Origin of the sequence: Acinetobacter sp. 22301 (assembly GCF_052045285.1) — a bacterium.
GTDB lineage: Bacteria > Pseudomonadota > Gammaproteobacteria > Pseudomonadales > Moraxellaceae > Acinetobacter > Acinetobacter pittii.
On record NZ_JBQEOR010000004.1, the window covers coordinates 1 to 26,568 of the forward strand.

General features: G+C 39.1%; 26 protein-coding genes, 1 tRNA gene and 1 rRNA gene. 12 read left to right on the plus strand and 16 right to left on the minus strand.

Annotation, left to right across the window (positions count from 1 at the left end; genetic code table 11):
* Both rrf and ACTJJH_RS08205 read left to right on the plus strand, forming a co-directional pair.
* Positions 1 to 100 (plus strand): 5S ribosomal RNA (rrf, locus tag ACTJJH_RS08200); the annotation flags it as partial.
* A 136-nt stretch (positions 101 to 236) separates the two neighbouring features.
* Positions 237 to 767: an NMCC_0638 family (lipo)protein gene (locus ACTJJH_RS08205; protein ID WP_017400291.1), complete on the plus strand. Its 531-nt coding sequence runs from the start codon at positions 237 to 239 to the stop codon at positions 765 to 767.
* Positions 768 to 829: 62 nt separating this feature from the next.
* On the opposite strand, the gene ACTJJH_RS08210 is transcribed toward ACTJJH_RS08205, so the two are convergent.
* Positions 830 to 2,203, minus strand: a complete 1,374-nt coding sequence (locus ACTJJH_RS08210; protein WP_075383771.1) for a dihydrolipoyl dehydrogenase — start codon at positions 2,201 to 2,203, stop codon at positions 830 to 832.
* Positions 2,204 to 2,350: 147 nt separating this feature from the next.
* Between ACTJJH_RS08210 and ACTJJH_RS08215 the strand changes: the two genes are divergently transcribed.
* Positions 2,351 to 3,829: an Ig-like domain-containing protein gene (locus tag ACTJJH_RS08215; protein WP_075383770.1), complete on the plus strand. Its 1,479-nt coding sequence runs from the start codon at positions 2,351 to 2,353 to the stop codon at positions 3,827 to 3,829.
* Positions 3,830 to 4,119: 290 nt separating this feature from the next.
* On the opposite strand, the gene ACTJJH_RS08220 is transcribed toward ACTJJH_RS08215, so the two are convergent.
* The gene (locus ACTJJH_RS08220) at positions 4,120 to 4,455 is read right to left on the minus strand and encodes a TIGR01244 family sulfur transferase (RefSeq protein ID WP_002116083.1); all 336 of its coding nucleotides are present in this window, start codon (positions 4,453 to 4,455) and stop codon (positions 4,120 to 4,122) included.
* A 192-nt stretch (positions 4,456 to 4,647) separates the two neighbouring features.
* Here ACTJJH_RS08220 and ACTJJH_RS08225 point away from each other — a divergent pair, with 192 nt between their 5' ends.
* The 3 genes from ACTJJH_RS08225 to ACTJJH_RS08235 are packed head-to-tail and all read left to right on the plus strand — an operon-like array spanning position 4,648 to position 6,400.
* Positions 4,648 to 5,544 (plus strand): alpha/beta hydrolase, encoded by an 897-nt coding sequence (locus ACTJJH_RS08225; RefSeq protein WP_130120015.1) that lies wholly within the window; start codon positions 4,648 to 4,650, stop codon positions 5,542 to 5,544.
* Positions 5,545 to 5,982: a thioredoxin TrxC gene (gene trxC, locus ACTJJH_RS08230; protein ID WP_005050212.1), complete on the plus strand. Its 438-nt coding sequence runs from the start codon at positions 5,545 to 5,547 to the stop codon at positions 5,980 to 5,982. It begins immediately after the preceding gene.
* 1 nt (position 5,983) lies between these two features.
* On the plus strand, positions 5,984 to 6,400 hold the full coding sequence (locus tag ACTJJH_RS08235) for an acyl-CoA thioesterase (RefSeq protein WP_002116010.1): 417 nt from the start codon (positions 5,984 to 5,986) through the stop codon (positions 6,398 to 6,400).
* Positions 6,401 to 6,470: 70 nt separating this feature from the next.
* Here the strand turns inward: ACTJJH_RS08235 and ACTJJH_RS08240 are convergent, their stop codons facing one another.
* From ACTJJH_RS08240 to ACTJJH_RS08250, 3 genes are all read right to left on the minus strand, one after another.
* Positions 6,471 to 6,977, minus strand: coding sequence for a nuclear transport factor 2 family protein (locus tag ACTJJH_RS08240; protein WP_032056729.1), 507 nt, complete (start codon positions 6,975 to 6,977; stop codon positions 6,471 to 6,473).
* Positions 6,978 to 7,053: 76 nt separating this feature from the next.
* Positions 7,054 to 7,548: a DUF4442 domain-containing protein gene (locus tag ACTJJH_RS08245; protein WP_005804736.1), complete on the minus strand. Its 495-nt coding sequence runs from the start codon at positions 7,546 to 7,548 to the stop codon at positions 7,054 to 7,056.
* 34 nt (positions 7,549 to 7,582) lie between these two features.
* Entirely contained in the window at positions 7,583 to 8,071 is a 489-nt protein-coding gene (locus tag ACTJJH_RS08250; RefSeq protein WP_002051423.1) for a YajQ family cyclic di-GMP-binding protein, read from the minus strand.
* A 91-nt stretch (positions 8,072 to 8,162) separates the two neighbouring features.
* Here ACTJJH_RS08250 and ACTJJH_RS08255 point away from each other — a divergent pair, with 91 nt between their 5' ends.
* Positions 8,163 to 8,477: a rhodanese-like domain-containing protein gene (locus ACTJJH_RS08255; protein WP_002116171.1), complete on the plus strand. Its 315-nt coding sequence runs from the start codon at positions 8,163 to 8,165 to the stop codon at positions 8,475 to 8,477.
* Between the two features lie 36 nt (positions 8,478 to 8,513).
* Here ACTJJH_RS08255 and mnmC read toward each other — a convergent pair whose 3' ends face one another.
* The 4 genes from mnmC to ACTJJH_RS08275 are packed head-to-tail and all read right to left on the minus strand — an operon-like array spanning position 8,514 to position 11,850.
* Entirely contained in the window at positions 8,514 to 10,388 is a 1,875-nt protein-coding gene (mnmC, locus tag ACTJJH_RS08260) for an FAD-dependent 5-carboxymethylaminomethyl-2-thiouridine(34) oxidoreductase MnmC (protein ID WP_440600982.1), read from the minus strand.
* A gap of 23 nt (positions 10,389 to 10,411) precedes the next feature.
* Entirely contained in the window at positions 10,412 to 10,894 is a 483-nt protein-coding gene (locus tag ACTJJH_RS08265; protein WP_002116073.1) for a hypothetical protein, read from the minus strand.
* 4 nt (positions 10,895 to 10,898) lie between these two features.
* A complete protein-coding gene (locus ACTJJH_RS08270) occupies positions 10,899 to 11,201 on the minus strand; it encodes a YciI family protein (RefSeq protein WP_002116400.1) in 303 nt (100 codons plus the stop codon).
* A 34-nt stretch (positions 11,202 to 11,235) separates the two neighbouring features.
* Entirely contained in the window at positions 11,236 to 11,850 is a 615-nt protein-coding gene (locus ACTJJH_RS08275; protein WP_005064166.1) for a septation protein IspZ, read from the minus strand.
* A 44-nt stretch (positions 11,851 to 11,894) separates the two neighbouring features.
* On the opposite strand from ACTJJH_RS08275, the gene ACTJJH_RS08280 reads away from it, so the two are divergent.
* The gene (locus tag ACTJJH_RS08280; protein ID WP_206217036.1) at positions 11,895 to 12,746 is read left to right on the plus strand and encodes a PHP domain-containing protein; all 852 of its coding nucleotides are present in this window, start codon (positions 11,895 to 11,897) and stop codon (positions 12,744 to 12,746) included.
* Between the two features lie 6 nt (positions 12,747 to 12,752).
* Here ACTJJH_RS08280 and ACTJJH_RS08285 read toward each other — a convergent pair whose 3' ends face one another.
* Together ACTJJH_RS08285 and radC are read right to left on the minus strand one after the other, a co-directional pair.
* A complete protein-coding gene (locus ACTJJH_RS08285; protein ID WP_005072669.1) occupies positions 12,753 to 13,664 on the minus strand; it encodes a bestrophin family protein in 912 nt (303 codons plus the stop codon).
* Positions 13,665 to 13,725: 61 nt separating this feature from the next.
* Positions 13,726 to 14,445 (minus strand): RadC family protein, encoded by a 720-nt coding sequence (gene radC / locus ACTJJH_RS08290; protein WP_002116331.1) that lies wholly within the window; start codon positions 14,443 to 14,445, stop codon positions 13,726 to 13,728.
* A gap of 99 nt (positions 14,446 to 14,544) precedes the next feature.
* Between radC and coaBC the strand changes: the two genes are divergently transcribed.
* Complete coding sequence (gene coaBC / locus ACTJJH_RS08295) at positions 14,545 to 15,798, plus strand: bifunctional phosphopantothenoylcysteine decarboxylase/phosphopantothenate--cysteine ligase CoaBC (RefSeq protein WP_002116235.1); 1,254 nt, start codon at positions 14,545 to 14,547, stop codon at positions 15,796 to 15,798.
* Between the two features lie 64 nt (positions 15,799 to 15,862).
* On the opposite strand, the gene secF is transcribed toward coaBC, so the two are convergent.
* The 5 genes from secF to queA all read right to left on the minus strand — a co-directional run bounded on the left by secF (position 15,863) and on the right by queA (position 21,682).
* Entirely contained in the window at positions 15,863 to 16,828 is a 966-nt protein-coding gene (gene secF / locus ACTJJH_RS08300) for a protein translocase subunit SecF (protein WP_016802533.1), read from the minus strand.
* Positions 16,829 to 16,836: 8 nt separating this feature from the next.
* Positions 16,837 to 18,738 carry a protein translocase subunit SecD gene (gene secD / locus ACTJJH_RS08305; protein WP_002116237.1) on the minus strand — a complete coding sequence of 634 codons (1,902 nt, stop codon included), beginning with the start codon at positions 18,736 to 18,738 and terminating at the stop codon, positions 16,837 to 16,839.
* 51 nt (positions 18,739 to 18,789) lie between these two features.
* Entirely contained in the window at positions 18,790 to 19,119 is a 330-nt protein-coding gene (gene yajC, locus ACTJJH_RS08310; protein ID WP_002116168.1) for a preprotein translocase subunit YajC, read from the minus strand.
* Between the two features lie 97 nt (positions 19,120 to 19,216).
* A complete protein-coding gene (gene tgt, locus ACTJJH_RS08315) occupies positions 19,217 to 20,350 on the minus strand; it encodes a tRNA guanosine(34) transglycosylase Tgt (protein WP_002116306.1) in 1,134 nt (377 codons plus the stop codon).
* 294 nt (positions 20,351 to 20,644) lie between these two features.
* Positions 20,645 to 21,682 carry a tRNA preQ1(34) S-adenosylmethionine ribosyltransferase-isomerase QueA gene (gene queA, locus ACTJJH_RS08320; RefSeq protein WP_440600983.1) on the minus strand — a complete coding sequence of 346 codons (1,038 nt, stop codon included), beginning with the start codon at positions 21,680 to 21,682 and terminating at the stop codon, positions 20,645 to 20,647.
* A 182-nt stretch (positions 21,683 to 21,864) separates the two neighbouring features.
* Between queA and ACTJJH_RS08325 the strand changes: the two genes are divergently transcribed.
* From ACTJJH_RS08325 to glnE, 3 genes are all read left to right on the plus strand, one after another.
* Positions 21,865 to 21,951 (plus strand) — tRNA-Leu (locus tag ACTJJH_RS08325).
* Positions 21,952 to 22,473: 522 nt separating this feature from the next.
* Positions 22,474 to 23,745, plus strand: a complete 1,272-nt coding sequence (locus ACTJJH_RS08330; protein WP_440600984.1) for a sensor histidine kinase — start codon at positions 22,474 to 22,476, stop codon at positions 23,743 to 23,745.
* Positions 23,746 to 23,812: 67 nt separating this feature from the next.
* A complete protein-coding gene (gene glnE / locus ACTJJH_RS08335) occupies positions 23,813 to 26,563 on the plus strand; it encodes a bifunctional [glutamate--ammonia ligase]-adenylyl-L-tyrosine phosphorylase/[glutamate--ammonia-ligase] adenylyltransferase (protein WP_440600985.1) in 2,751 nt (916 codons plus the stop codon).
* Positions 26,564 to 26,568 lie beyond the last annotated feature (5 nt).

A 26,568-nucleotide genomic window follows, 5' to 3' on the forward strand; every position in this document is an offset into this window, starting at 1 on the left:
AAGAGTGAACCACCTGATCCCTTCCCGAACTCAGAAGTGAAACCTCTTAGCGCTGATGGTAGTGTGGGGTTACCCATGTGAGAGTAAGTCATCGCCAGCTCATTATTCTAAACACCCCCGTTCGCAAGAGTGGGGGTGTTTCTTTATTGCGATAAAAAAATCTAAATCCCCGACTAACTTTAGAATGAATTATGATATAAATCACATTATTTAAAATGATAACAAGAGTATTAATAATGAAATTTTCAGAATTTAAAATATTTTCCTTTATATTGGCTATAACACTCAGTTGTAGTTCTATATATGCTAATGAAACTGTGAAAAGTTTGTATAGTACAAAAGCCTTTTTAAATATTTGTGTAAGTTCTAGAGGAAATCCTGAATTAATAAATAAACAAGCAAAAAATATGGGATTTATCCAAATGCCTAATGAATATGCTGCACATTTTTTAAAAGATTATAATGGTCATGCATGGATGATAAGTTCCTCTGAAGGAAAATTTGTTATTACTCAACTCGATAATGGCGTATGTTCATTATTTATAAATAAAGGAAATTCAACTGAAATTCAGAAGAATTTAGAAAGCTGGCTACCTCCAGAATCTACGGGCCTAACTTATAAAAAAGAAGTATATAAAGATAAGAATTTGACCACAACAAATTATATTATTTCTAAAAATGGGAAGGCTTTAGAAACATGGATATATACTAGTTCATCTGAAAAGAATGCTTCATTAGTTGCGGTTATTTCCCATCAAATGAATTAATTAAAGCAATGTGAAGTAGAGAAGAGCCAATTTTTATTAATAAAGAGCTCTTCTAAAATCGATTATTTCAGTTGTCTACGCGCATGCTTTAGAGCAGTGCGAAGACCTTCTTCTAAAGTCGGATGATAAAAGGGTTTCTCTAGAATATCATTTAGCGTTAATTCTTCACCGATTATCCAGCTTAATAAATGGGCCATATGTTCAGTTGCTTCTGTAAATAGCTCAGCACCTAGAAGCTTTTGGCTTTTTCGTTCTATATAAACTTCAATAGCACCTTTATTTTTTCCAAGAACTATAGCTCTTCCTTGTCGTTCATAAGAGGCTTCGCCTGTAATAAAATCTATACCTTCATCTTTTAATTGCTTATAACTTTGACCTACGATCGCCATTTCAGGATGACTAAAGACAATTCCTAATGGAGTAAGTGTCTTAACTGAGTTTACCTGCGGATAATTTAAGCAGTTATAAACAACTTTTTTACCTTCATGAGCTGCTTCATGTTGTAGTGGTGTTGAAGTGTAAGCGTCACCGACAACAAAAATTGGATATGTATCTAGCTGCTTAGTTTTAGCATTTACAGGTAATAACTTAATATCTTTGAATGAATTATCAATATTTTCTAGTTTTAAAGTATCAATTAAACTTGTACGGCCGGTTGCAGCTAAAACATATTCAACTTCGAGAGTTTTCTCTGTTTCATCAAATTGGTAAGTTAATACAGCGTTTTCCTGACTGCATTTAACTTCACTCGGTAAAGTCTCGAATAGAATTGTTAATTCTTTTCCTAGCTCTTTTTGAGCAAGCTGTTGAAGTCTAGAACTAGTTAGGATTCCAATTCGTTTACTGCGAGCGAAGATTGTTGTTTCTACACCTAGACGATGCATAGCTTGTGCGATCTCAAGAGCGATCACACCACTACCAATTACAGCAATAGATTTAGGAAGTGTTTTTAACTCAAATATTTGGTCTGTTGTTATAAGCCGGTTTCCTAATTCTTGCTTCCAAATTTGATCATAATTAGGAGTTGAACCAACAGCCAGAATAAAACTTTTTGATTTATACCGTTTTCCGTTAACTTCTACAGTTTGTGCATCAATAAAATATGCTTTGCCAGAAATTTTATGCTCAGTCGGCCATTGATCTACATCTTTTAAAGTTGCTTGTGTAAATCTGTTACGTAAAGTTTGTACATGCTGCATCACTTGATCAGTATTAATATTTGCAGATACATCTAAAGCAACCTCTTGAGCATTTTGAATGTCAAACATACGGTTTGCTGTAGAGATGAGAACTTTACTTGGCATACAGCCTACACGGGCACAAGTGGTATCCCATGGTCCATCATTTATAATTAAAATATTGTTGGTATGTTTAACGGCTTCTTGGTATGCGCTAATACCAGCAGTACCTGCGCCAATGATAATAATATCGAACATTATAAATTCCAATATCTATAAGTTTTTCACTTAATAAGTTACATAATAAAACACAATGTAATTTATGTTTACAGAGTATGGTGAATATGATTACACTAATAATATAAATAATTAAAAAATCTTATACCTTTAGGAAAGATTGGGGAAATGAAAAGTATGTATAAAAAACAACTTACCTTAAAGTTGTCGGCTATTGCTGTGTCAATTATGTTAGCAAGTTGTGGCGGGGGAGGCGGTGATGGCTATTACCAAAATGGTTCATCAAATAGTAACTCATCATCTGGAAGTAATAATAGCGGATCTCAGCAAGCGACTGCTACAGCTTTAAAGATAGAACTAGATAAATTATCAGTTGCTGCAACGAATGATACTTTAACTGTTACTGTTAGAGCTTTAGATAAGAATAAAGGCGGTGTTGCTGGTGCTAATGTCACTTTGGAATTAGATGATCCAACAAATAACGTATCTATAGACGGCGTATCTACTCAAACTACTGATGCGGCAGGTAATGCTATATACATTATAAAAACACCAAAAACATCAAGTTCGATAAATGAGTTGGTGAAAAATGGTTTTAAATTAAAAGTCTCTACGAATAATGGTACGCTTACTCAAGAACAGACAGTGACAGTAACAGGTAGCAACAGTACTGTCGAAGCTGATACTACGAGTATTGTATTGTTTGATGCTACAAAAACCTCTCTAAATGTTAGAGGTGATCAAACAACCGTCACATTAACAGCTGTAGATGCAAATGGTGCAACTTTAGCAAACCAAGCGATTACACTTAAAGTTAGAAATTCAGTTTTAAATGGTGTCAAATTTACTCCTAATGCGACACAAACTGATGCAAATGGTCAGATCACCTATACTTTATCTTTTAGTGAAAATCAAAGAACTTCATCATATAGTGCTGCTCAGTTCGTAACAGATGATCTTGTTTTAGAAGCAAACTTTGGCCAATCTACAAAAATTTATACTTATAAAATTGATGTGGTTAATTCTGATGTACCAGTAGCAGTAGGCGCTATTGCCGTAGCATATAATCCGACCACAATGGAAGATTCAAGTGATGGAGTCTACTACTATAAAAATATTTCAGTACAAGTGACTGATGTGGATGGTAAACCGATACCCAATCAAGATGTAGTCATGGGCGTTAATGCTCTTGCGTATTATAAGGGTCGATATGGGTTTGTTGATACTTCTAATCCAACTGATGGTAAACCAGATGAATATCTTCCTGTTATTAGAACAGCCTGTACATCACCAGTCCAAGCTGTAAATGTGAATGGGGACGTTATTAATCAATTAAAGCCGCTTAAAGAAAATTCTACAGTCCAAGTTGTATCGTATATCAACAGTGCAGGTACCGCTGCAACCAATAATAAATATACGACAGATGCAAATGGACGTTTTGATCTTAAAATTCAATATCCTAAAATTTATGCATCATGGTTAACTGTTCAGTTAACTGCTAAATCTACAGTTTCGGGAAGTTTAATTAAAGGATCTACATCTTTAACTTTAGGTTATTTATCGAAAGATGTTAATCTTACTGATCTTAATGGGCCAAATATAGAAAGCCCATATGGAATAGATCCAAATTGTTCAAATGGTAATTAATATAAAAAGAAGCAGCATTTAAGCTGCTTCTTTTTTAGAGTTGTGTTCCCATACTAACACCTACGGTAGGTCGGACCTGCATAGATGAACATGCATTAAGAATAAGACAACTGACCAATAAAAATATAAGTTTATTCATAAGAGAACTGAGAAATTTAATGTGATTTGAATACTTTAGCTGAAAATTATTTATATATCTGTTGAGTTGATACAGTTGTATATATTCTTTTTATTAATAAAAGCTCTACTTTTTAGGAAAAATAGAGCTTCTCGTTGGCTCATCCAATAATTTAATCGTCTAATAAATCCATTTGTTTTGCTAATTGATATAGATTATTTGAACGGTTTCCTGTACGGCAGAACATGAGTACAGGTTTTGGCAATTCATTATAATGATTAGCAAAAGTACGTACATCTAGCTCAGTAATCTGTCCAGCTACAACAGGTTGATAAACATAGTCTAAGCCTACTTGACGTGCTGCTTCTTCAATCTGAGCGCTTGTAGGTTGTTCTGGGCCGCCTTCCATATCTGGTCGGTTATTAATAATAGATTTAAATCCTTTTTCTACAACTTGGCCAACGTGTTCTGGACCAATTTGACCTGCGAAACCAACATTATCTGACATTTCGTCACTCCAAAATTTAACAAAACCTCTTATGCTGTATCATAGCATTAAGCTTAACCTGAGATACAAGACACTAAAACGTTGTTCCTACATAGATAAAACTTATGTCATAGAACAGCTCTAGATTTTTAAAAGGCGATCAGGATGTTTTTTGTAAATTTATTACTTCGACCATAATGCCACGGAGCACATATGCACGCTTATACGGTTGAGCCTTTATATGTTCCATGTGATCAGGAAATGATCGCAGCCGACTTTTATATTCCAAAAACAAATAATAAATCTGCGGTAATTATCATGGCGCATGGTTTTGCCGGATTGCGTCAATTTAAACTTATTCAGTATGCCCAGCGATTTGCTCAAGCAGGTTACGCTGTTATTTTATTTGATTACAGATGTTGGGGTGGCAGTACTGGCAAGCCTAGAGAAATGGTCTCCATCAATTCACAATTAGAAGATTGGAAGACGGTGATTCAGTACGCTTCGACTTGTAAATTTGTAGATAACCGAAGGATTGTGCTTTGGGGAACTTCTTTAAGTGGGGGATATGCACTAAGCTTAGCTTCTGAGTTAAAGAATATTCAAGCGGTTTTAGTACAAATTCCTTATGTAGATGGTGCTGAAACTGCCAAGCTCTATCCTTTGCAGCGCTATCCCCAAGCATTAAAGCTATCGAGTCAGGATTATATGGGATCAAAGATGGGGCTTAATCCAAAGAGATTACCTGTTGTTGATCAACATAACTTATGCTTTATGCCTACGGCTGATAGTTATTATGGCTATTTATCGATTGTAAATCCTGATTATTATTGGAGTGGGGAAGTTCCTGCTCGTGTCTTTTTTAATCTGATGCGATACCGTCCAATCCAAGTTGTGCGCCAGATTAATATTCCTGTTTTATTTATTGCTGCTCAAAAAGATTCGCTTATTCCTATTGAGTCAAGCCGTGAAGCTGCGACAAATATTGCGCCTTTTGTGAGTTATCATGAATGGGATATGAAACATTTTGATATCTATCACGGTTCATGGTTTGAAAAAGCAGTGACAACCCAATTAGAATTTTTACATCAGCATATAGGAGTGATGTAAATGATTATTGTATGTGCATCGTGTGGTGCTAAAAACCGAGTTCCTGAAGAAAAACTTCCAGAGCAACCAAGCTGTGGGCAATGTCATCAGCCATTACTACCGCTTGCACCAATTGAGCTAAATGAGCAAAATTTTAGTAACTACATCACCAATAGTGATCTACCTATTCTTATAGACTTATGGGCAGAATGGTGTGGACCTTGTAAAATGATGGCTCCACATTTTGCGCAGGTCGCAAAACAGAATCCAGGCGTTATCTTTGCCAAGATTAATACCGAAGAATCTCCTCGCTTGAGCCAAGCTTTTCATGTGAGAAGTATTCCGACACTTGTCTTAATGAATAAAACGACAGAGGTCGCGCGTATTAGCGGTGCATTACGTGCGCCTGAATTGCAACAGTGGCTCGATCAACAACTTCAAACGAATTTCGGGAGCTAAGGTGTCAGAAGCTTATACCAAACCAGAAGGAATTTTATCCTTACAAACGATTGCCATGCCAGCAGATACAAACTGGAGTGGTGATGTATTTGGTGGATGGATTGTGTCACAAATGGACTTGGCTGGAGCAATTCACGCAGAACGTTTCAGTCGTGGTCGCTGTGCTACGATTTCTATTAATCAAATGACCTTTTTGGTTCCGGTAAAAGTTGGCTTTGTCATTAGCTGCTATACCAAGATCTTAAAAGTTGGAAATACTTCTATTCAGATGCAAATTGAAGTTTGGGATAGTCATGATGACTCTCGTGAACCAATACGCATTACTGAAGGAGTCTTTACCTTTGTAGCAGTAGATGTAAAAGGTAATAAGCGTCAAATACCTGAAGAAGCGAAACAAAAGTTTTTGGAAACTCAATAAGAATCAGAAAGCCTGAATCTTAGTATTCAGGCTTTAATTTTTATTCAAAAGAAAAACTAGTTTTTAGAAATTAAAACATCGTATTTGTATTTTTGCTTTGCTCAGGAATATTTTGTATCACATCCCAATGCTCTACGATTTTTCCATTTTCAACACGGAATATATCAACAATTGCTCTTCCTCGATCTTTTTCATTTTCAGTCGAATGGACATGTAAAACGACAAGATTGCCTTCAGCAATCGCACGTTTAATCTCATTTTTAGCTTGCGGATTCTTTTGGAATTTTTCAGTGAAGAAATTAACGAAAGGTGCTTTCCCATCTGGAACATTAGGATTGTGCTGAATGTATTGTTGACCAATATAGCGGTCTGCATATTCTTTAACTTTATGTTTTAAAAAGACACCTTCATAAAAGTCGGTCACTATTCTTTTGTTTTGAGCACTTACTTTATCAATAGCTTCTGATTTAGCCGAAGTTACTTTACTGGTTTTAATGCTGGGTTCAGTCGCGTGAGCCGTTATTGTTGTAAATATTAAACTGGTAAATAAAGAGGAAAGAATTAATATTTTTTTCATTTTTAACCTCAAGATACAAAATATTAGTTTTATATCTTGAGGTAAATAACCGTCTAAAAATACTTTAGATTAGTTATTATTTCTTACGTTTAGGTAACCATGCCCAGAGCATTTGGCATTGAATTGGTTCATTGCCTGCATCATCAATCACAGTAACAGGAATCACAAGTTCACCTTTCTCATTATCTGCAATAAACTTTTGTTGTTCAGCAGACAATGTCGCTGTAGCAGTCAAACCGCCTTCAACCACTTTTAAATAATCGACATGTAATGATTTGATTAATAAAATACGATTATCAGGAATATGTAAACCAGTTAGAAAACCTGTTGCAGTTTCTGCTAAAAGAGCCATAGCCGCGGCATGCACTCCTTTAATATGATTTTGCATATTTTTTTGGTTATCTAAACGGACAGTAACGTGGTTTGAGTCTACTTCTAGATAGCGGATATTTGCTGTACCCACCATCGGCACGATACGACCAAACGCCTTGCTCCAAAGCGTGCTCCGAATGCCTTTAGGGAATTTTGAAGTTGCTTTTACCAGTTTTGATAGACGGTTGGATTGAGACATGGGATTACCTTAGCTTTAAATGGCCGACAAGATATTAATCTTTAAAGTTATTAAACTGTAATGGCACACCGAATTGTTGTTCACGTAAAAAAGTCATGACTTGTTGTAAGGTGTCACGCTTCTTATCTGTCACACGAATTTTGTCGCCTTGAATAGAAGATTGCACTTTAACGCCACTTTCTTTAATGGCTTTATTAATTTTTTTTGCAGTATCAGAGTCAAGACCATCTTTAAGTTTAATGACTTGTACAAAGTTTTTGCCAGAAGCCGCAGCTTTTTGTGGATCAAGTGCTTGAACATCAATTTTACGTTTATAAAAATGATTTTCTAACATGTTATAAACTTGTTCACACTGGAAATCACTTTCAGTACTGATTTTGATTTCTTTATTTTTTTCATTTAATTCGATAGAAACATCGTGACCACGGAAGTCAAAGCGTGTTGCAATCTCTTTTTGTGTGTTTTGTACAGCATGATTAACTTCAAATAACTCTAATTCAGAGACAATATCGAAAGAAGGCATAGTTTAGACCTTTACAAAGTGAAAGAATATTTGAGATGCTAAGAGGGTTTTCTTCATTTGCCAAGTGTTGTTTACATCAAAGGAGTGCACAATGATCCGTAAACAAGAAATTACAACATTTGAATTCCCAGAAAATGCTGTTATCTGGGATGTCCGTGATACTAATGCTTATGCAGAAGGGCATGTTAAAGGTGCGGTGAATCGCCCAATTAATGATTTGAATGCTGATATTTTGAACCAGGTCTCTGCGGGTCAGCCGATTTATATTTTATGTGGTGGTGGTAGCAAAGCTCCTCGTGCAGCTGAGAAACTAGAAGGATTGGATGCCTCGCGTGAATATGTCGTGCTGATGGGCGGGACACGTGCAGCTCGTGATGCTGGCTTGCCTCTAGAGCAGGGCGCATAAAAAAAGCACCTTCGGGTGCTTTTTTATTGAAATGAATTATTGCGGTTTAAAATAAGGCTTTTTAGGTTTCACTTTCTTTTGGAACCGTTGAGGATTCAATTTTTGTAATAAGCGGTCTGGTACTGGACAAGCTTCTCCTAATATTTGAGCAACTAAGATTTCACTGCACAGCGGGGCAAATAAGAAACCTTTAGAGCCAAGCCCAGCAAAAGTAGCAATTCGGCTATTCTCCTGCATTTTTCCAACCAGAGGAAAATAATCCAAGCTTTGTGCCCGTATAGATGCACGCCCTTGCCATGCCGAAAGTGATGGTAACTTTTCAGCATATTCAGGGAATACACTGTGGATTAATTCAAAGTTATGCACATGGTCTTCGGGAAGTACATCTTGATCTTCACGATTTGGGTAGAAAGACGCACCCAAAATCATCTGTGAGGCATCAAGTTGCATGCAATAGCCGCCATAGCTATACGCTTCATTTAAAGGTAAAGGGGCAAACGTATTATCAACCCAGCTCACTTGTCCACGTATTGGTTTTAACTGCGGATAGCTGTCAAATAAAGCAGCACTTTCTCGAGCACAGCACACAACGACATGATCTGCTTCTGCAATAACTTGATTATTGGTTTGCAATTGAACTTTATTTTCACAAGAAACAAGTGCTGTGACATGGGCAATTTTGAGATTGATACATGGATGCTGCAAAATTTCATCACGTAATTGATGTGGTGAAACGGAACCAGCCTCAGTTAGTAATATGCTTGAATAATCAGTTTCAAGTGAGTTCGCTGAGTGGGTAACAACTTGAGCTGGATACTGATTTACCAAATCGAGAAGTTCTTCTGCATTTTTCAATGCAATTTGTTGAATTTGAAGTGGACGGAATGCATTAAAATTTTTATAAAAATTTAAAGCATGTTGCCAACTTAAGGTCATGAGATGTTCATGACTTTGTTCAATTGGGCATAGTTTCGGATTAAGTAATGCCAAAGGGTTTCCAGAGGCACCCGATAATGCATTTGTTTGCTCGTATAAGGTCACTTGGTGGCCACGTGCTGCAAATGCCCACGCCGTGCTTAAACCTGCTACACCAGCCCCTATAATCGCAATATGCTGTTGCTCTGTAGCCAATGCATGAGTTTGCCCTAATTCTGTGGAACCTTCATCAGATTCAGGCAGATTCCAGACTGCTTTGAGCATTTCTCGTTTATGGCCAAAACCACGTGGACGAGAAATATCAATACCATGTGCTTTGAGTCCACGTTTTAGAATGCCAGCAACACTAAAAGAGGCAAAGGTAGTGCCATAACCTGAAAGACGGACAATATTATTTAAAACATTCTGTTCCCACATGTCTGGGTTGCAAGACGGTGCAAAGCCATCTAAAAACCAGGCATTCACAGCTTTAGTTTTAGCCATGCTTGGAAAAATTTCTTGCGCATCTCCAAGCCATAAATCGATGCTAAAACGTTCTTTAGGGAAAGTTAAACGATGACATCCGGCAATAGGCAGGGGATATTGTTCAATTAACTGCTCTGCAAGCGGTTTAAGTTCATCCCAGACATTTAAAGCGCGAATAAGATCAGCTTTACTTAATGGAAATTTTTCCACGCTAATTGCATGTAAATGGCTTTGATTATTAGGGCGAACTTGTTGCCAAAGTTGCCAGAGTGCAAGAATATTTAAACCTGTACCAAAACCGGTTTCTCCTACACTGAAATATTCAAAATCTTTTAGATTGGCTAATCGTTCTGATAAGTCGTTACCATTTAGAAAAACATGTCGTGTTTCAAATAGGCCATTATCTTTAGAAAAGTAGACATCACCAAATTGTTTAGAAATGGGAATCTCGATACCATCGACAAATTCCCAGTCCAGCTCTGCTGTTTGGATACGGTTTGATACGTTCATTGAATTTAATAGATCGCTTGGTATTACCACTGGCGTCGACGTTTTGTATGAATATAACTAGCAATAAAGAAACCTAGCAATACACCACCCGCTAAGGTAACAGCACCATATAAAAACATTTGCGCACTTCGTTCACTTTGTAAGACTTGAACCTGAACAGAGAGATTATCATTTTTTAGCTGTAACTCTTGGTTCTGAGCCAATGCTTCAAGGTTGGCATGTTCTAGCTGTTTTAAGCGAGATGCTTGATCTTGAACTAAGGCTTTGATTTTTGCATCTTGCTGTTGCTTGTTCTTTGCGAGCTGTTCTGCTGTAAGTGGTTGTGTTGCAGTTGGTGCTGTCGTCGCTGCTGTTTTGACTCCAGTTGCAGATGTTGGAGCTGGTTTAGCGGCTTGAGTTGAAGGCGCACTTGGGGAAGGAGTTGCTGGTGTCGCAGCAGGTTCAACTGCTCCAGCAGTTGAACATATCAAACACAAGCCAAGAAAGCTTTTGATTGCAAGCTGCATGCGATTACCCTTTTGGAAATGCTTTATTAAACGGTTTTACATCAACGTGAGCATAAATGCCTTCTTTAAGAAATGGTTCTTCTTTTAACCATTCATCTAATGCTTCGCGACTGTCGAATTCAACAATCATGGTGCTACCATAGAAGCCTGCTTGCGGATCATTAGGATCTTTTGGCATAGCACCCGCTGTAACAAGGCGGCCTTCATCATCGAGTTTTTGTAAGCGTTCGATATGCTGAGGGCGTACTGCCAAGCGTTTTTCTAAAGTTCCTTCGTTATCGGTACAGCTTAGAACAAAAAAAGGCATGTAATCGTATCTCTATAATCAATCTGGAAGCACTTTAAGCGTCTGGTGACTTAAAATGTTTGCGTAAAATAATGAACTGAATAATGATAAATGAAAACATCACGATCATGTCACCAAATGCAGTAAATTCGCCCCAATATTTTCCACCGTGAAATAAAAATGCGAAGAATACATGCAGACAAGACATCACAACAAACATCGCAGCCCAAGCAAAATTGAGGTTTTTCCAACCTTTTTCACTCAAATCTAAAATCGGGTCAAATAAGCGTTGAATGAGCGGTTTACGGTCTTTACCAAACCAAGGTGAAACCAAGAATGCGCCTGCGAAAACTAAATTTAAAATCGCAGCTTTGAGACGAATATAGAAATCGTCACTTAACATGAGGGTGATACCACCAAAAATGACAGTCATAAACAATACAAACCACTGTTGTTTATCAAGACGGAATTTTTGGAAAACGAATAAGGCACCATATACCACAAGCATTGAAATAATTAAGCCAGTCGTCGCTACAAGAATATTATTATTATCGGCACCACCAGCAGACCCGATCAGTTTCAGTAAAGGATGCTGGGTGTCAGTTGGATCAACTGTTTTATATAAATAGAAGAAAATAATTAATGGAACAAAGTCCAGAAGTGCTTTCATGTTAGAGTATCTGATCAGGTTTGGCGAATGGCATAGTATAAAAGATGCAAGGCATAGATTTACATACACATAGCAATATTTCTGATGGAACTTTGTCTCCAGAATTGCTGGTGCAAGCTGCTATAGATGTGAACTTGCATACGTTGGCTTTGACTGACCACGATACAATGGATGGGTTGCAGCGTGCAAAAAATGCTGCACAAGGTCATGATTTAAATATTATTTCTGGCGCAGAGATTTCTAGCCAGTGGTCGCGCCCAACCACTAAGAAGAGTTATGGTGTACATATTGTTGCTTTAAATATGCAAGATGAAGCACCAATTTTAGAAGCATTAGAACAACAAAAAAGAATTAGGGCGCAAAGAGCTAAAGTGATTTGTGAGCTATTAGAAAAATGTATTGGTTTTCAGATTTATGATGATGTTCTTGCCAAAGTAGAAAATCAGCCGGATAGGGTAACAAGAACTCACATTGCTAAAACATTGGTCGAGAAAAATGTCGTGACTCGTCCTCAACAAGCATTTGATCGTTTCTTAAAAGAAGGAAAACGTGCTTTTGTAAAGTTTGAAGGACTAGGCTTAAAAGAAACCATTGATGTGATTCATCAAAGTAAAGGTTTCGCAGTATTAGCACACCCGACCCGTTATGATTTATCTGCAACTAACGTTCGTTATTTAATTGAATTATTTGCGACATCAGGTGGAGACGCAATTGAGTTACCTCCACCAATGGAACCTCTATCTACTCGCCAGATGATTGATCGAATGATTGAACAATATCAGTTGGCAGTTTCAATTGGCAGTGATTTTCATGGTGAAAATATGCCATGGATTAAACTAGGAAATACGCCTAAACCCACTGATAATCAGCATGGGATTTGGGAACGTTTTCTTTAATCGAGCTCAGAGTAAGTTGTTATCTTGAGCCTGAATGGGCGGTGGGGTAGGTTTACCAAGAGTCCCTAATAGTTCAATCTCGATACTACGTACCATTGCATCTAGCGGTAAATCATTACTTTGAGTACCGAAAGGCTCTTCAATTTCAGAGCTTAGTGCATCTAGACCTAAAAATGTGTATGCCAAAATTCCGACGAGTAAAGGTGTTGCTAATCCAAGCAATGAACCCAGACTAAACGGCAACATAAAACAGAAAAAATAGACTGTACGGTTAAGCAAAACTGAATAGGCAAATGGAATGGGTGTATTGGCAATTCGGTCACAGCCAGTTTGTACGACGCTTAAATCTGAAACATTTTTATTCATTTGTGCATAAATGATGTCAGAAATTTCACCTTCTTTAAGAGCCTGCAACAATTCCCAGTGAATGAGACTGAGCGTGTACTGAGGGGCATTATTTTGTTGGTAGAGTTGAGTGAGTGCTTGCTGACTCATACCACTGGTTTGAATTAACTCAGTTGGGTTCGCCGTCTGACGACGTAAACGGTCACGCAATACATTAGCAAAAACAATCACATGTTGAATAACACGCTCACGGCGAGCTTGAGTTAAAATACGGCAGTCACGGTCAAAATGGCGTGAAGTTGCAATGAGAACGCCCCATAATTTTCGAGCTTCCCACCAACGGTCATAACACGCAGTATTTTTAAATCCTAGGAAGATTGAAAGTACGACACCAATGAGCGTAAAGCCAACCAAAGGAATCTCTGGAAAGCGATAAAGATTGATGTACTCCACTCCACCAATGATTGCCGAGATCAGCATCACAACGCCTAGGGATGGCAAAATTTTGGGTAAAATTGTGCCTCGCCAAGAGAATAATACTTTGAAAATACTAGGCTGTTCCCGAACAATCATTTTATTTTAAACGTCGCTATTTTTGTTTTGATCTTCTAGGCTTAGTAGTACTTTGTCAATATCATTGAACTGATATTGTTGCTAGGTTGAGCAGTTGTTGTTCAGCAAAGGAAAAGCTCCCTTCTGGTGAGATAATAAAGTGGTCAAGCAGACGAATTTCGACAAGCTGACAAGCCTGTTCAAGTTGCTGAGTTAAGGCAATATCTTCGGAAGACGGCTGCGCTGAACCAAAGGGATGATTGTGTGCAATCACGAGCTGGCAAGCATGTTGCTGTAAGGCGTAGCGTAGGGTTTGATTGACTGAGACTGCGCAATGCTGAACTGAACCAAAGAATAGCTTTTTAAAATGAAGCTTTCTTAATTCGGGATCTAGGCACAAAACAGCAAAGACTTCTTGTTTTTCACCTTTTAATTCATAGCGCAGATAATCCAAAACTAAATCTGATGAATGGAGGCTGAGATTATTTGTCTGGAAGTGATGATCGAGATAACGCCGTCCAAGTTCTTTGACTGCCAGTAATTGTGAATATTTCGTTGCCCCAATGCCATTAAATTGAGTTAACTCACTAAATGAGGCATCAAACACGGCATTAAGATTACCGAAGTGCTGAATGAGTAAACGAGATAACTCGACTGCTGAATATTGCCGTGAACCTGAGCGAAGAAAAATCGCGAGTAGCTCAGCATCTGATAAACTTTGTGGACCTTGTTGTAATAACCGTTCTCTTGGCCGTTCTTGTTCAGGCCAATTTTTAATAGAAGTATTCATATTCCCCAGCATTATTCGCTTAAAATTTTATTTTGTTTGCCCAATCAATCTTGGGTCTGCGCGTATTTAATGCTATTGTGAGCGCCACTGCAACAGAAAGGTATCCTGTTCGTGAGCTTTGATCTAAGCGTTATTCCTCATAAAAACATTGTTTTAGCTGTTACTGGCGGAATTGCTGCCTATAAAAGTGCCATCTTAGTCCGCCGCCTCAAAGATTATGGCTTTGACGTGCGAGTGGTGATGACACATGGTGCTCAGGCATTTATTACCCCACTAACTTTTCAGGCTCTTTCTGGTAATCCTGTTCATACTGAACTTCTAGACCCTGCGGCTGAAGCGGGTATGGGACATATTGAATTAGCACGTTGGGCTGATTTATTACTAGTCGCACCTGCAAGCTGTGACACATTGGCTAAATTTGCGAATGGTTTGGCAGATGATTTACTCAGTACAGTTTTTTTGGCAACAAAATCTCCTGTTTGGGTAGCTCCGGCGATGAATCAGCAAATGTGGGCGGCTAAAGCAACTCAACGTAATTTGCAAACCTTAGTCGAAGATGGCGTACATGTGATCATGCCGGATGCGGGTGAGCAGGCTTGTGGTGATGTTGGCTTAGGCCGTATGCCTGAGCCAGAAGAAATTGCTCGCCAAGTCGCTGGCTATTTCCATCAAGCTCAACGTGCCATCGCTGAGAAATTTGGACTGTTGGCAGGTAAGCGAGTAGTTATTACTGCTGGGCCGACACGTGAAGCGATTGACCCTGTTCGTTATATCTCAAACCATAGTACTGGCAAAATGGGCTTTGCTTTAGCCGCTGCTTGTTATGCTGCTGGTGCACAAGTGACTTTGATTGCTGGACCTGTAAGTTTAGATACGCCAAATGGTGTTCAACGTGTAAATGTTGCCTCAGCACGACAAATGCTTGACGTCAGTATGAGTTCACTAGAAACAGGCTGCGATATTTTTATTGCCACTGCCGCAGTTGCAGACTATCGCGTAGCAGAAGTTGCTGAGCATAAGATTAAGAAAGCAGGGGATGAGTTGAATGTTTCCCTTGTTAAAAATCCGGATATTGTGGCAACAATCGCAGGTCAGGAAAAACGTCCATTTATGGTGGGCTTTGCAGCCGAAACGCAAAATGTTGAAGAATATGCGGCAGGTAAACTTGTTGCTAAAAAATTAGACATGATTGCGTGTAACGATGTATCACGTGCTGATATTGGGTTTGCTTCTGATGAGAATGCGATGACAGTTTTCTTTGCTGAAAGCTATCACATGAAAAAGCGTGAGTTGGAGAAAGCATCTAAACAGGAAATTTCTCAACAATTGGTTGAAGCTATTTCGGATGCATTACGCCGTAAATAATTTTTGAATCAAATAAAAAACCGCGAATGAATCGCGGTTTTTTATTTGTCTTTTTTTAGACAGCTTAAGGAATTTCATCCTCAAATTCAGGTTTAACCTGAACGATGAAGTCTTGGCGGTTAAGACCACGCCACAATGCAAATGCAGTACCGATATAAATTGAAGAATAAGTACCAACAAATACACCAACAAACATTGCCACAGAGAACCAGTGTAGACCATCGCCACCTAAGAACATCATTGCTAGTACAACCAGCAATAACGTCATTGAGGTATGAATCGTACGACGTAAAGTCTCAGTTAACGCAATATCGACGATTTCACGAGGAGTCGCACCGCGAATCTTACGGAAATTTTCACGGATACGGTCTGACACTACAATGTTATCGTTAAGCGAGAAACCAATAACAGCAAGTACCGCAGCTAACACTGTAAGGTCAAATGGCCATTGGAATAATGCAAAAGCACCAATAATAATGATGATGTCATGGAATAAAGACATTACGGCACCCATCGCGAGTTTGAACTCAAAACGGATGGTTACGTAGATCAACATTAAGATAAGTGCAAGTGCAACGGCACCAGCAGAACGAATATATAACTCGTTACCAACTTGGCCACCTACAGAGTCCACTTTATGAACTTCGGCAGCATTATTTGGTAATTGTACAGCCTTAGTGATCGCGTTATTAAGATCTTCAACCTTAACTTCTTGTACTGGCATGCGCACAAGTAAGTCTTTATTACTGCCTAAGGTTTGTACTACAGCATCTTTAAAACCAGCTTTATCGAGTGCCTGAATAACTTCAGACTGATTGGCTGGTTGAGCATAGTTAAGCTCAGCTGAAACACCACCTGTAAAGTCCAAACCGAGGTTAAGACCTTTAGTCGCAATAAAGAAAATACTTGCCAAAGTAATAAGGATCGAGAAGATCGCTGCAGGTTTGGCAATCTTCATGAACGGGATGATTTTTGCATCATCCGGACGACCATATTGTTTTGAATCTTGTTGAGTCACTTTAGTCATCATCGATCTCCTTAAATGCTCAACTTTTTCAAATTACGACGTTTGCCATAAATGATTTGTACGATTGCACGAGTTACTGTAATTGCAGTAAACATCGAACAAATAATACCGATCATTAATGTCACGGCGAAACCTTTGATTGGGCCTGTACCAATTGCAAACAGAATGAATGCAACGAGGAACGTGGTTAAGTTCGAGTCAAAAATGGTGTTATAGGCTCGATCATAACCGGCCACAATGGCCTGTTTGGGTGAGGCCCCCCAGAGCATTTCTTCTCGGATACGCTCACATATTAATACGTTCGCATCGACCGCCATACCAATGGTAATAACGATACCGGCAATACCCGGTAAGGTGAGGGAAGCTCCAATCCATGACATCACGGTTAAAATCATTGCCAAGTTAAACACAAGAGCAAAGTTCGCAATTAAACCGAATACACGGAAGAAAACCACCATCCAGATTGCAACGAGCAAGAAGCCGATTTGAGTAGACAATACACCTTTATCAATGTTTTCTTGACCAAGGCTTGGACCTACTACACGTTCTTCAACAAAGTACATTGGCGCAGCCAAAGCACCAGCACGAAGCATTAATGCAAGTTCAGATGCTTCTTGAGGAGAACTTAAACCGGTAATACGGAAAGTCGAACCTAAAACAGCTTGAACTGTTGCAGCGTTAATGACTACAGACTCAGTGTATGGCGTACGAACTTCTGTTTGTGCCCCAGTTTTTGGATCTGTGACATAGTTAATTTTTTGCTTGTTCTCGATGAACAATACCGCCATGCGTTTACCAACAGCATTACGGGTTGCATCGGACATTAGCTTACCGCCAGCGCTGTCGAGCGTAATATTTACTTCGGCACCGCCAGAGTCCTGACTAAAGCCAGAGCTTGCATTTTGAACACGCTCACCAGTCAAGATTCGGTTACGTTGCAACAAGAGTTGACGACCGCTATCTAAAGACTCATAAGCAAAAACTTCTGTGCCCGGAGGTAAAGGTTGACCATTATATTTACCCGTATATGGATCGATATATTGATCATTTAAGTCAGAAACTAAACGGAATTCGAGGTTCGCAGTACGCCCTAAAACACGTTTAGCTTCAGCTGTATCTTGTACACCCGGTAATTCAACAACAATACGGTTGCTACCCTGACTTTGTACCAATGCTTCTGCAACACCAAGTTCGTTAATACGATTACGTAATGTTGTTAAGTTCTGATTTACCGCATATGACTGAATTTCTTGGCGACGTACATCGGTATAAGTAAGCTTTAAAGTAGAACCTGTAGAGCTTGCTAATGCCTGTTGGGTATATTCATTCCCATTACGACGTAAAAAATCCATTGCTGCATCACGGTCAGCATTGTCAGCAAATTGAACAGTGATCACATTATTTGTTAATGCAAGACTGTTAAATTTGATCTTGTTTTCACGGAACTGACGACGCAAATCGGTGGCAGAGGTTTCCATACGTTGGGCAACGGCTTTGTCCATATCTACTTCAAGCAAGAAGTGGACACCACCACGTAAGTCCAAACCAAGTTTCATTGGTTTTGCCCCAATCTTTTGCAGCCATTCCGGTGTGGTTGGTGCAAGGTTTAGGGCGACAACATATTCATCACCTAAGTCACGACGTAATACTTCTTTTGCCTTTAACTGTGCTTCAGATGAACTGACACGCAATAGGGCAGCATTATTTGTAAAAGTATTGTCATGGCTCGCAATATTTGCTGTTTTTAAAATTTGCTCTGCTTTTTTCACCACACTTTGATCAATTTGGGTACCAGCTTTGGCACCGGAAATTTGAACAGCGGGCTCATCCGGATATAGACTAGGCAGTGCGTATAATGTACTGATTACCAGAACAACCAGAATCAGTAAATATTTCCATGCAGGGTAACGCATTCGCTTTCTTCTTAAATGAAAAAGCCGTGCTAAAGCACGACTGTTTTATGATTAAAGGTTATTTAGAGTGCCTTCAGGTAATACTGAAATTACGCTGGCACGCTGAATTTTTACTTCTACACCACGGCTAAGTTCAACAACTGCATAGTCACCTTCAATTTTGGTTACTTTGCCCATTAAACCGCCAGCGAAAACAACTTCACTACCAACACCTAAGCTCTCGATCAAAGAACGGTGTTCTTTAGCACGTTTTGCTTGAGGGCGCCAAATTAAGAAATAAAAGATTGCAACGAATACGACAATCATCAAGATGTTTGGCAAAATACCATTAGTTGGGCCAGCTGCCGGTGCTGCATGAGCAGCAGAAATTAAAAAGCTCATTTTGATTTCCTAAAGTTAAAAATATGAGTCAGATAACTGACATAATCCTAATTCGTTTTGCAATTTACCTTGTCTTGAGGTTGAGCGCAAATCTGGCTTATTCATCAACCGGACATGGTGGAACTTCTAAACCACGACGGGCATAAAAGTCCTGAACAAATTCGTCAAATGTGCCATTGTCTAATGCATCACGCATACCTTCAGTCAAACGTTGGTAATAACGTAAGTTGTGAATAGTACCGAGCATAGACGCTAACATTTCTCCACATTTTTCAAGATGGAATAGATAAGCACGGGTAAAGTTCTTACAAGTGTAGCAATCGCAATGTGGATCGAGCGGACTTTGATCATGGCGATATTTACTATTACGAATACGTACCAGACCATCAGTGACAAAATAATGACCGTTTCGAGCATTACGAGTCGGCATTACACAGTCAAACATATCGACACCGCGGCGCACCGCTTCAACGATATCTTCTGGTTTACCAACGCCCATCAAATAACGGGGTTTGTCATGCGGCATTTTATTCGGTAGATAATCTAAAACTTTGATCATCTCTTCTTTAGGTTCACCTACAGATAAACCGCCAATTGCGTAACCGTCAAAGCCGATTTCTAAAAGGCCATTTAAAGACTCATCGCGTAAGTCTTCATACATGCCACCTTGAATAATGCCAAATAACGCATTGTGATTTTTGAGCTCATCATGATGATGGGTTTTACAACGTTTTGCCCAGCGTAAAGAAAGCTGCAATGATTTTTGAGCTTCTTCATGTGTCGCAGGGTAAGGCGTACACTCATCAAAAATCATAACGATGTCAGAGTTCAAGACCTGCTGAATTTCCATAGAAATTTCAGGTGATAAAAATACTTTTGAACCATCAATCGGTGAGCGGAAAGTAACACCTTCCTCTTTGATTTTGCGCATTGCGCCAAGACTAAAAACCTGGAAACCGCCAGAGTCAGTCAAAATTGGCTTATTCCATTTAATAAAGTCATGCAAACCGCCGTGTTCTTTAATCACTTCAAGACCCGGACGCAAATATAAATGGAATGTATTTCCTAAAATAATTTGTGCCTGAATGTCTTCGATGTCACGAGGTAACATGCCTTTGACTGTGCCGTAAGTCCCCACTGGCATAAAAACAGGTGTTTCAACAACACCATGTTCTAAAGTTAAACGACCACGACGGGCGCGCCCCGACTGACCTAATTTTTCAAACTTCATCTAAAAATCCTGAACACGAGCAGAGGCGAAGAAACAGTTCGCTGCTAAAAAGAGGGCTATTTTCCTTGATTCTGCGACGTAGTTCTACTACTAAATGTAGCTGTTATATAAAAAGATTGGAGAAACTAAGGATAGGTTTTATGGCATAGATATTTTAATGAAGGAAATATCTAAAATTCAGGCTTATAAAGATTATAATCGACTTGGTAAAGCTAATCGATATTGCTAAATATTTGCATCCTTATTATAGAAGATGTGTATAGATGATTAACAATATCGATCAGAATTTAATTTTTAAACTTCTAACTTATCAATCAACATTGCATCGCCATAGCTAAAGAAACGATAGCGGCTTTTAACTGCATGTTGATAAGCAGTCAAAATGTTGTCTCGATTTGAAAGTGCTGATACCAACATGAGCAGGGTAGACTCTGGTAAATGGAAGTTAGTAATTAAACGGTCTACGATGCAGAACTCATAACCCGGATAGATAAAGATTTGTGTGTCGCCAGTCCAAGCTGCAATTTTACCGCCATGAGCTTGAGCTGCACTTTCTAAAGCACGTGTCGCGGTTGTACCAATGGCAATCACTTTATTACCACTTGCTTTAGTCGCCAAAATTAAATCAATAGTTTCTTGAGGAACATCACACCATTCACTGTGCATGACATGATTGGTAATGTCATCAGTACGAACAGGCATAAATGTGCCAGCACCGACATGTAAAGTCACAAAAGATTTTTGAACATTTTTTTGCTCTAACTTTGCTAGTAACTCTTCGTCAAAGTGCAAGCTTGCAGTAGGAGCGGCAACACTGGCAATTTTTTCTGGATTATGGAAAACCGTTTGATAGCGTTCAGTATCAATTTCTTCTGCTTCACGGTTAAAGTAAGGCGGAATAGGTAACTGGCCATATTGCTCAAGAACAGGCAAGATCGGCTGTGAAAACTCAACCACAAATAAATTTTCGTGACGACCACGTACAATCACAGGAATATTATCTGCACCAACAAAAAGCTCTGCACCCGCTTTAGGCGAGTTGCTAGATTTGATATGACAATATGCTGTGGTGTGGTTTAGCATACGCTCAACCAAAATCTCAATAGCACCGCCTGTAGAGCGTTTTCCTTTAAGTCGAGCTTTCATGACCTTGGTGTCATTAAGCACCAACAAATCACCTTCTTCGAACAGATCGATAATGTCTGTGAACATGTGATCGTGATATTGACCCTTTGAATCTAGGTGCAACAACCGCGAAGCACTGCGTGATTCGAGAGGATAACGAGCAATAAGTTCATCAGGTAATTCAAAGGAAAAGTCAGACAGTTGCATATTTGAGAAAAAACACCACAAAAATTGGGCCTAGTATAAACTTTTTCACTTTTTTATGGCTGTGCTTCTGACCTAAATCATGAAAAATGTTTAAATGATCTAAAAGTGAACGATAATATTCACTTAGGGTTTGACAAGTTTTACAAACGCGCTAATATACGCAACACAAACATACTTCCTCTCCCGAGGTGGTGAAATTGGTAGACGCGGCGGACTCAAAATCCGCTGTCAGAGATGACGTGTCGGTTCGAGTCCGACCCTCGGGACCATATTCAGAATCTTATGATTCTACGAAAACCCCTAAGCTAACGGCTTAGGGGTTTTTTGTTAGGTATAAAAAGTGGATAGAGCTTAAGAAATTATGAAATGAGTATTTGATCTCGAGGGTCGGACTCGAATTTCTAGCTATAAATTTAGAGCTTATAAAAATCTTTCATTTTTAAGCTCAAGAAGTTCTTGTTTAAATACCAAACACGTTTGATAAAAGCGGAACTGAGTAAGAATCTAACCTCGTGCTCAAAATAATATTTTTTGACCATCTTTTACGAGTATTCTGAACTCGCATTTCTAACATCTTACAACTCTCTACCTTCAAACATTTGTTGTATTTTCCTCAAGCATACCCACTTTATGTATCTGAAAACCTTTAATTGAAACTTCACATTTCTATTTTGAAAAGATCGTTGCTCTTTTAATGTACTGTGTTAAAGTTTGTAGTAGATCATAATGATTATAAGTACATTTCTTGAGAGCGGTTCCGACCAAAAACGACAAAATCTGTGAGGCGGGCAATGACATTCCAACGTTTAGAACTAAATCAGGTTGAGCAGTTAAGTGCTTGTAGGATATCTCTGTTGCTGGGATTAAACGCCGAGCAGAACTACATCGAGCAATTTTTCCGGTTTAGTCTTCGTCTTTTGAATTGTAAAAAAGCCTTATTGACTTTTAATCAGGAACCCTACTTTTGGCACCGTTGCCCTGAAGGCATGACAGCCATATCATTTAAACCTTCAAAACATTTAAAGCAGTGCTTTGCTAAACAACAGGTGATTAATCATTCACATCCCTCATATCAAAATTTAATCAACTATTTAAAAGAATTTAATATTGAGTGCAGCAGGGCATTGGCTGTGCATCTTTTACACCCTGATAAAACCTCAATGGGGTTTGCTGTCTTTTTCGATGATGATGCGTCAACATTTGAAGATGATGATATTCAATTATTGCTCGATTATTGTTCTAGTTTTATGCAACAAGTCGAGTTGAAGTTTAACTACGAAGAGTTAAATGAATTATACGAGCAACAAGTGGCACTTAATTCGAGTAAAACAAAATTTTTCTCGATTATTTCGCATGACTTACGTGCGCCTTTTCATGGATTGCTCGGATTTTCTGAGGTACTCGCTAAAGAGCGTGAAACTTTAGATGAATCTAGTATTCAAAATATTGCAGACTATTTATATGACACCTCACAATCGACCTATAACTTGCTTGAAAGCTTACTAACATGGGCGATGGCCGAGGGAGGGCGTTTTGTTTATCACCCAATTAATTTTAAGCTTAGACAAGTCAGCAATATCGTTTGCGATGTACTGCACACATTAGCTTTAAAGAAAAATATTGAACTGGTGAATGGTGTTCCGGATGATTTAAACATCTACGCCGATATCAATATGATGACCTCTGTAATTCAAAACTTGGTGTCAAATGCGCTGAAATTTACCGATGTTGATGGATCAGGCAAAGTCTTTATTGAAGCTCAACAAGCGGATACAAATGTAGAAATTACTGTTCGAGACACAGGTCTGGGCATGACCGAACAACAAATGGCAAATTTATTCCATCCACGTATTACTGCTAGCTTTAAAGGCACTGCAGGGGAAAAAGGTGCTGGTTTGGGTTTGAGTCTTTGCAAGCGTTTTGTCGAGATTAATCAGGGGCAAATTACTGTTGATTCTAAAGAAGGGGTAGGAACGACATTTAAAGTTCTATTACCTTCAGCTCAAGAAAGTCATGAAGTACATACCGAACATCATTCTTCATCAGAAGCAAAATTAGTCTAATCCCTTTTCCTACCACTACTCGAACTGCTATAACTAAAAACAGAGTACGAGGAAAAGAGCTTTTTATATGAATGCGGAGCAGTTACAAAAAACATTGCGTGCCAGTCAGTACGCAGAACAAGTTTTAGGTTTGCATCAAGCTGTTTTAGAACAAGATTATCAAATAGATCAATTTACTGCACCGCTCTCGACCAAACAGATTTACCAGTTTGTACAGACCACGCTAGATGGGATTGCTGATGAAACGCTTTGGATGCGCGGAATGCGCATTTTACGTAGCCGTTTAATGTTCCGCTGGATCTGGCAGGATGCCAATCAGCTGACTGATGTTGTCACACTCACTCGTGAACTTTCTGATTTTGCCGATGCCAGTATTTGTGCAGCAAAGGATTTTGCGCGTGTCACACTTGTGGCGAAACACGGTGAACCTGTGAGTTACTCTGGCAAAGTTCAAGATTTGATTGTTGTTGCCATGGGTAAACTTGGTGCTCAAGAGCTTAACTTGTCGAGTGATATCGACTTAATTTTTGCCTTTGATGAGCAAGGTGAAACCAACGGTCGCAAATGTATTGATGTACAGCAGTTCTGTATTTTGTGGGGACAAAAACTCATTTATTTGCTTGAACACATTACTGCCGATGGTTTTGTATTTCGAGTTGATATGCGCTTGCGTCCTTGGGGAGACGGTTCGGCATTAGCGATTAGTCATGCAGCTTTAGAAAAATATTTAAGTCAACATGGCCGTGAGTGGGAACGTTATGCATGGATTAAAGCGCGCGTTGTCACTGGGGGAAAAGAAGGACAAGACTTATTGGAAATGACACGTCCTTTTGTATTTCGTCGTTATGTCGATTACACTGCTTTTGCTGCCATGCGTGATATGAAAGCGATGATTGAGCGCGAAGTCTTACGTCGTCATATTGAGGATGATATTAAGCTCGGAGCGGGTGGTATTCGTGAAATTGAGTTTATTGTTCAGGTCTTCCAGCTTATTTATGGCGGGTCTAAACGTGAGTTACAAGACCGTCAATGTTTAGTTAGTCTTGAGCACATTGGTGAAGCTGGCTTATTAGAAAAACAAGCTGTATTAGAACTTGAAGATGCTTACCTATTCTTACGCCGTGTTGAACATGCAATTCAAGCTCTCAACGATCAGCAAACCCAATTATTACCAGAAGAATTGGACTTAAGACAACGCATTATTGATACCTTAGATTTCGCTAGCTGGAATGAGTTTCTTGATGTTCTTAATGAGAAACGTCAAAAAGTAAAAGTTCAATTTAAGCAACTCATTGAAGATACCAGCTCTAATGCAGCAACTGAAAATTTTGGGCAGTTAGAGCAGCAATTAGATGAAGTGCTGGATGACAATGCGAAAAATCTAATTCATGAGTTTTGGCATGGTCATGCACTTAAAAAACTCCCTTCAAATGCTGTGCAGCGTTTAAAAATATTTTGGCCTCATTTGATTGAAGCGATCTTACAATCAGAACAACCACAAACTGCACTGTTGCGCTTAATGCCACTGATTGAATCAGTCATGCGTCGAACCGTGTATTTGGTGATGTTGATTGAAAGTAAGGGGGCACTGCAACGCTTAGTGAAAATGGCGACAGTGAGTCCGTGGATTTGTGAAGAGTTAACTCAATATCCAGTGCTACTAGATGAATTTTTATCGATGGACTTTGAGCTACCAAAACGTAAGGATTTAGAAGATTCATTACGTCAGCAATTGCTTCGTATTGAGATTGATCAGGTCGAAGACCAAATGCGAGCACTTCGCCTGTTTAAAAAGAGCAATGTACTCACTGTTGCTGCAAGTGATGTGTTAGCTGAAAGCCCATTAATGAAAGTATCTGATGCATTGACTGATATTGCTGAAGTGAGTGTTAATGCAACCCTACATTTAGCTTATCAGACCGTGGCGAAGCGTCATGGTTACCCAAAGGACGTTGATGGGAAACGCTGCTCACTCGACTACAAAGCTTTTGCTGTCATTGGTTATGGCAAAGTGGGTGGTATTGAGCTGGGCTATGGTTCTGACTTAGACCTTGTCTTTATTCATTACCTAGATGAACAAGCTGATACGGATGGAACCAAGTCAATTAGTGGCTTTGAATTTGCTATGCGTGTTGCTCAAAAGTTTATGTCTTTGATGACTACGCAAACGCTAGATGGTCGTGTCTATGAAATTGATACACGCTTAAGACCTTCAGGTGAGGCAGGTTTATTGGTAACGAGTCTGAAAGCCTATGAACACTATCAGTTGAAAAGTGCATGGCTTTGGGAGCATCAGGCATTAGTTCGAGCACGCTCTATTGCTGGCGATGAAGCGCTCTGCCAGAAATTTGAAATATTTCGCCGCGAGATATTGACTCAATCTAGAGATGAGGCTTATGTTCGTGAAGAAGTGTTGAAAATGCGTCAGAAAATGAAAGACCACCTAGGTTCGTCTTCTGAACAAAAAAAACATGGTATTTTTCATTTAAAACAGGACGCAGGTGGTATCGTCGATATCGAATTTATGGCACAGTATGCTGTACTTGCATGGAGCGGGACGAAACCCGATCTCGCCCATTATTCTGATAATGTAAGAATATTAGAAGATGCTGCTAAAGCAGACTGCTTATCCAGTGAAGATGCCACAGCATTAATTCGAGCCTATCTTAGTGAACGTGCCGAAAGCCACCGTTTAGCCCTTGCAAATCAATCCATGCAAGTCAGCGCAGCGGACTGGCGTAGTACCCGTGCGGTCGTTTGCAATTTATGGCAAAGATTAATAGACCCAACCGCTTCGGTTGAGTTGGATAGTGAATGATTTTA

What these genes read in the sequence shown, in the direction of transcription:
- ACTJJH_RS08205 (WP_017400291.1), top strand. Translation starts at nt 237, where the DNA reads ATGAAATTTTCAGAATTTAAAATATTTTCCTTTATATTGGCTATAACA.
- ACTJJH_RS08210 (WP_075383771.1), bottom strand. Translation starts at nt 2,203, where the DNA reads ATGTTCGATATTATTATCATTGGCGCAGGTACTGCTGGTATTAGCGCA.
- ACTJJH_RS08215 (WP_075383770.1), top strand. Translation starts at nt 2,351, where the DNA reads ATGAAAAGTATGTATAAAAAACAACTTACCTTAAAGTTGTCGGCTATT.
- ACTJJH_RS08220 (WP_002116083.1), bottom strand. Translation starts at nt 4,455, where the DNA reads ATGTCAGATAATGTTGGTTTCGCAGGTCAAATTGGTCCAGAACACGTT.
- ACTJJH_RS08225 (WP_130120015.1), top strand. Translation starts at nt 4,648, where the DNA reads ATGCACGCTTATACGGTTGAGCCTTTATATGTTCCATGTGATCAGGAA.
- trxC (WP_005050212.1), top strand. Translation starts at nt 5,545, where the DNA reads ATGATTATTGTATGTGCATCGTGTGGTGCTAAAAACCGAGTTCCTGAA.
- ACTJJH_RS08240 (WP_032056729.1), bottom strand. Translation starts at nt 6,977, where the DNA reads ATGAAAAAAATATTAATTCTTTCCTCTTTATTTACCAGTTTAATATTT.
- ACTJJH_RS08245 (WP_005804736.1), bottom strand. Translation starts at nt 7,548, where the DNA reads ATGTCTCAATCCAACCGTCTATCAAAACTGGTAAAAGCAACTTCAAAA.
- ACTJJH_RS08250 (WP_002051423.1), bottom strand. Translation starts at nt 8,071, where the DNA reads ATGCCTTCTTTCGATATTGTCTCTGAATTAGAGTTATTTGAAGTTAAT.
- ACTJJH_RS08255 (WP_002116171.1), top strand. Translation starts at nt 8,163, where the DNA reads ATGATCCGTAAACAAGAAATTACAACATTTGAATTCCCAGAAAATGCT.
- mnmC (WP_440600982.1), bottom strand. Translation starts at nt 10,388, where the DNA reads ATGAACGTATCAAACCGTATCCAAACAGCAGAGCTGGACTGGGAATTT.
- ACTJJH_RS08265 (WP_002116073.1), bottom strand. Translation starts at nt 10,894, where the DNA reads ATGCAGCTTGCAATCAAAAGCTTTCTTGGCTTGTGTTTGATATGTTCA.
- ACTJJH_RS08270 (WP_002116400.1), bottom strand. Translation starts at nt 11,201, where the DNA reads ATGCCTTTTTTTGTTCTAAGCTGTACCGATAACGAAGGAACTTTAGAA.
- ACTJJH_RS08275 (WP_005064166.1), bottom strand. Translation starts at nt 11,850, where the DNA reads ATGAAAGCACTTCTGGACTTTGTTCCATTAATTATTTTCTTCTATTTA.
- ACTJJH_RS08280 (WP_206217036.1), top strand. Translation starts at nt 11,895, where the DNA reads ATGCAAGGCATAGATTTACATACACATAGCAATATTTCTGATGGAACT.
- ACTJJH_RS08285 (WP_005072669.1), bottom strand. Translation starts at nt 13,664, where the DNA reads ATGATTGTTCGGGAACAGCCTAGTATTTTCAAAGTATTATTCTCTTGG.
- radC (WP_002116331.1), bottom strand. Translation starts at nt 14,445, where the DNA reads ATGCTGGGGAATATGAATACTTCTATTAAAAATTGGCCTGAACAAGAA.
- secF (WP_016802533.1), bottom strand. Translation starts at nt 16,828, where the DNA reads ATGATGACTAAAGTGACTCAACAAGATTCAAAACAATATGGTCGTCCG.
- secD (WP_002116237.1), bottom strand. Translation starts at nt 18,738, where the DNA reads ATGCGTTACCCTGCATGGAAATATTTACTGATTCTGGTTGTTCTGGTA.
- yajC (WP_002116168.1), bottom strand. Translation starts at nt 19,119, where the DNA reads ATGAGCTTTTTAATTTCTGCTGCTCATGCAGCACCGGCAGCTGGCCCA.
- tgt (WP_002116306.1), bottom strand. Translation starts at nt 20,350, where the DNA reads ATGAAGTTTGAAAAATTAGGTCAGTCGGGGCGCGCCCGTCGTGGTCGT.
- queA (WP_440600983.1), bottom strand. Translation starts at nt 21,682, where the DNA reads ATGCAACTGTCTGACTTTTCCTTTGAATTACCTGATGAACTTATTGCT.
- ACTJJH_RS08330 (WP_440600984.1), top strand. Translation starts at nt 22,474, where the DNA reads ATGACATTCCAACGTTTAGAACTAAATCAGGTTGAGCAGTTAAGTGCT.
- glnE (WP_440600985.1), top strand. Translation starts at nt 23,813, where the DNA reads ATGAATGCGGAGCAGTTACAAAAAACATTGCGTGCCAGTCAGTACGCA.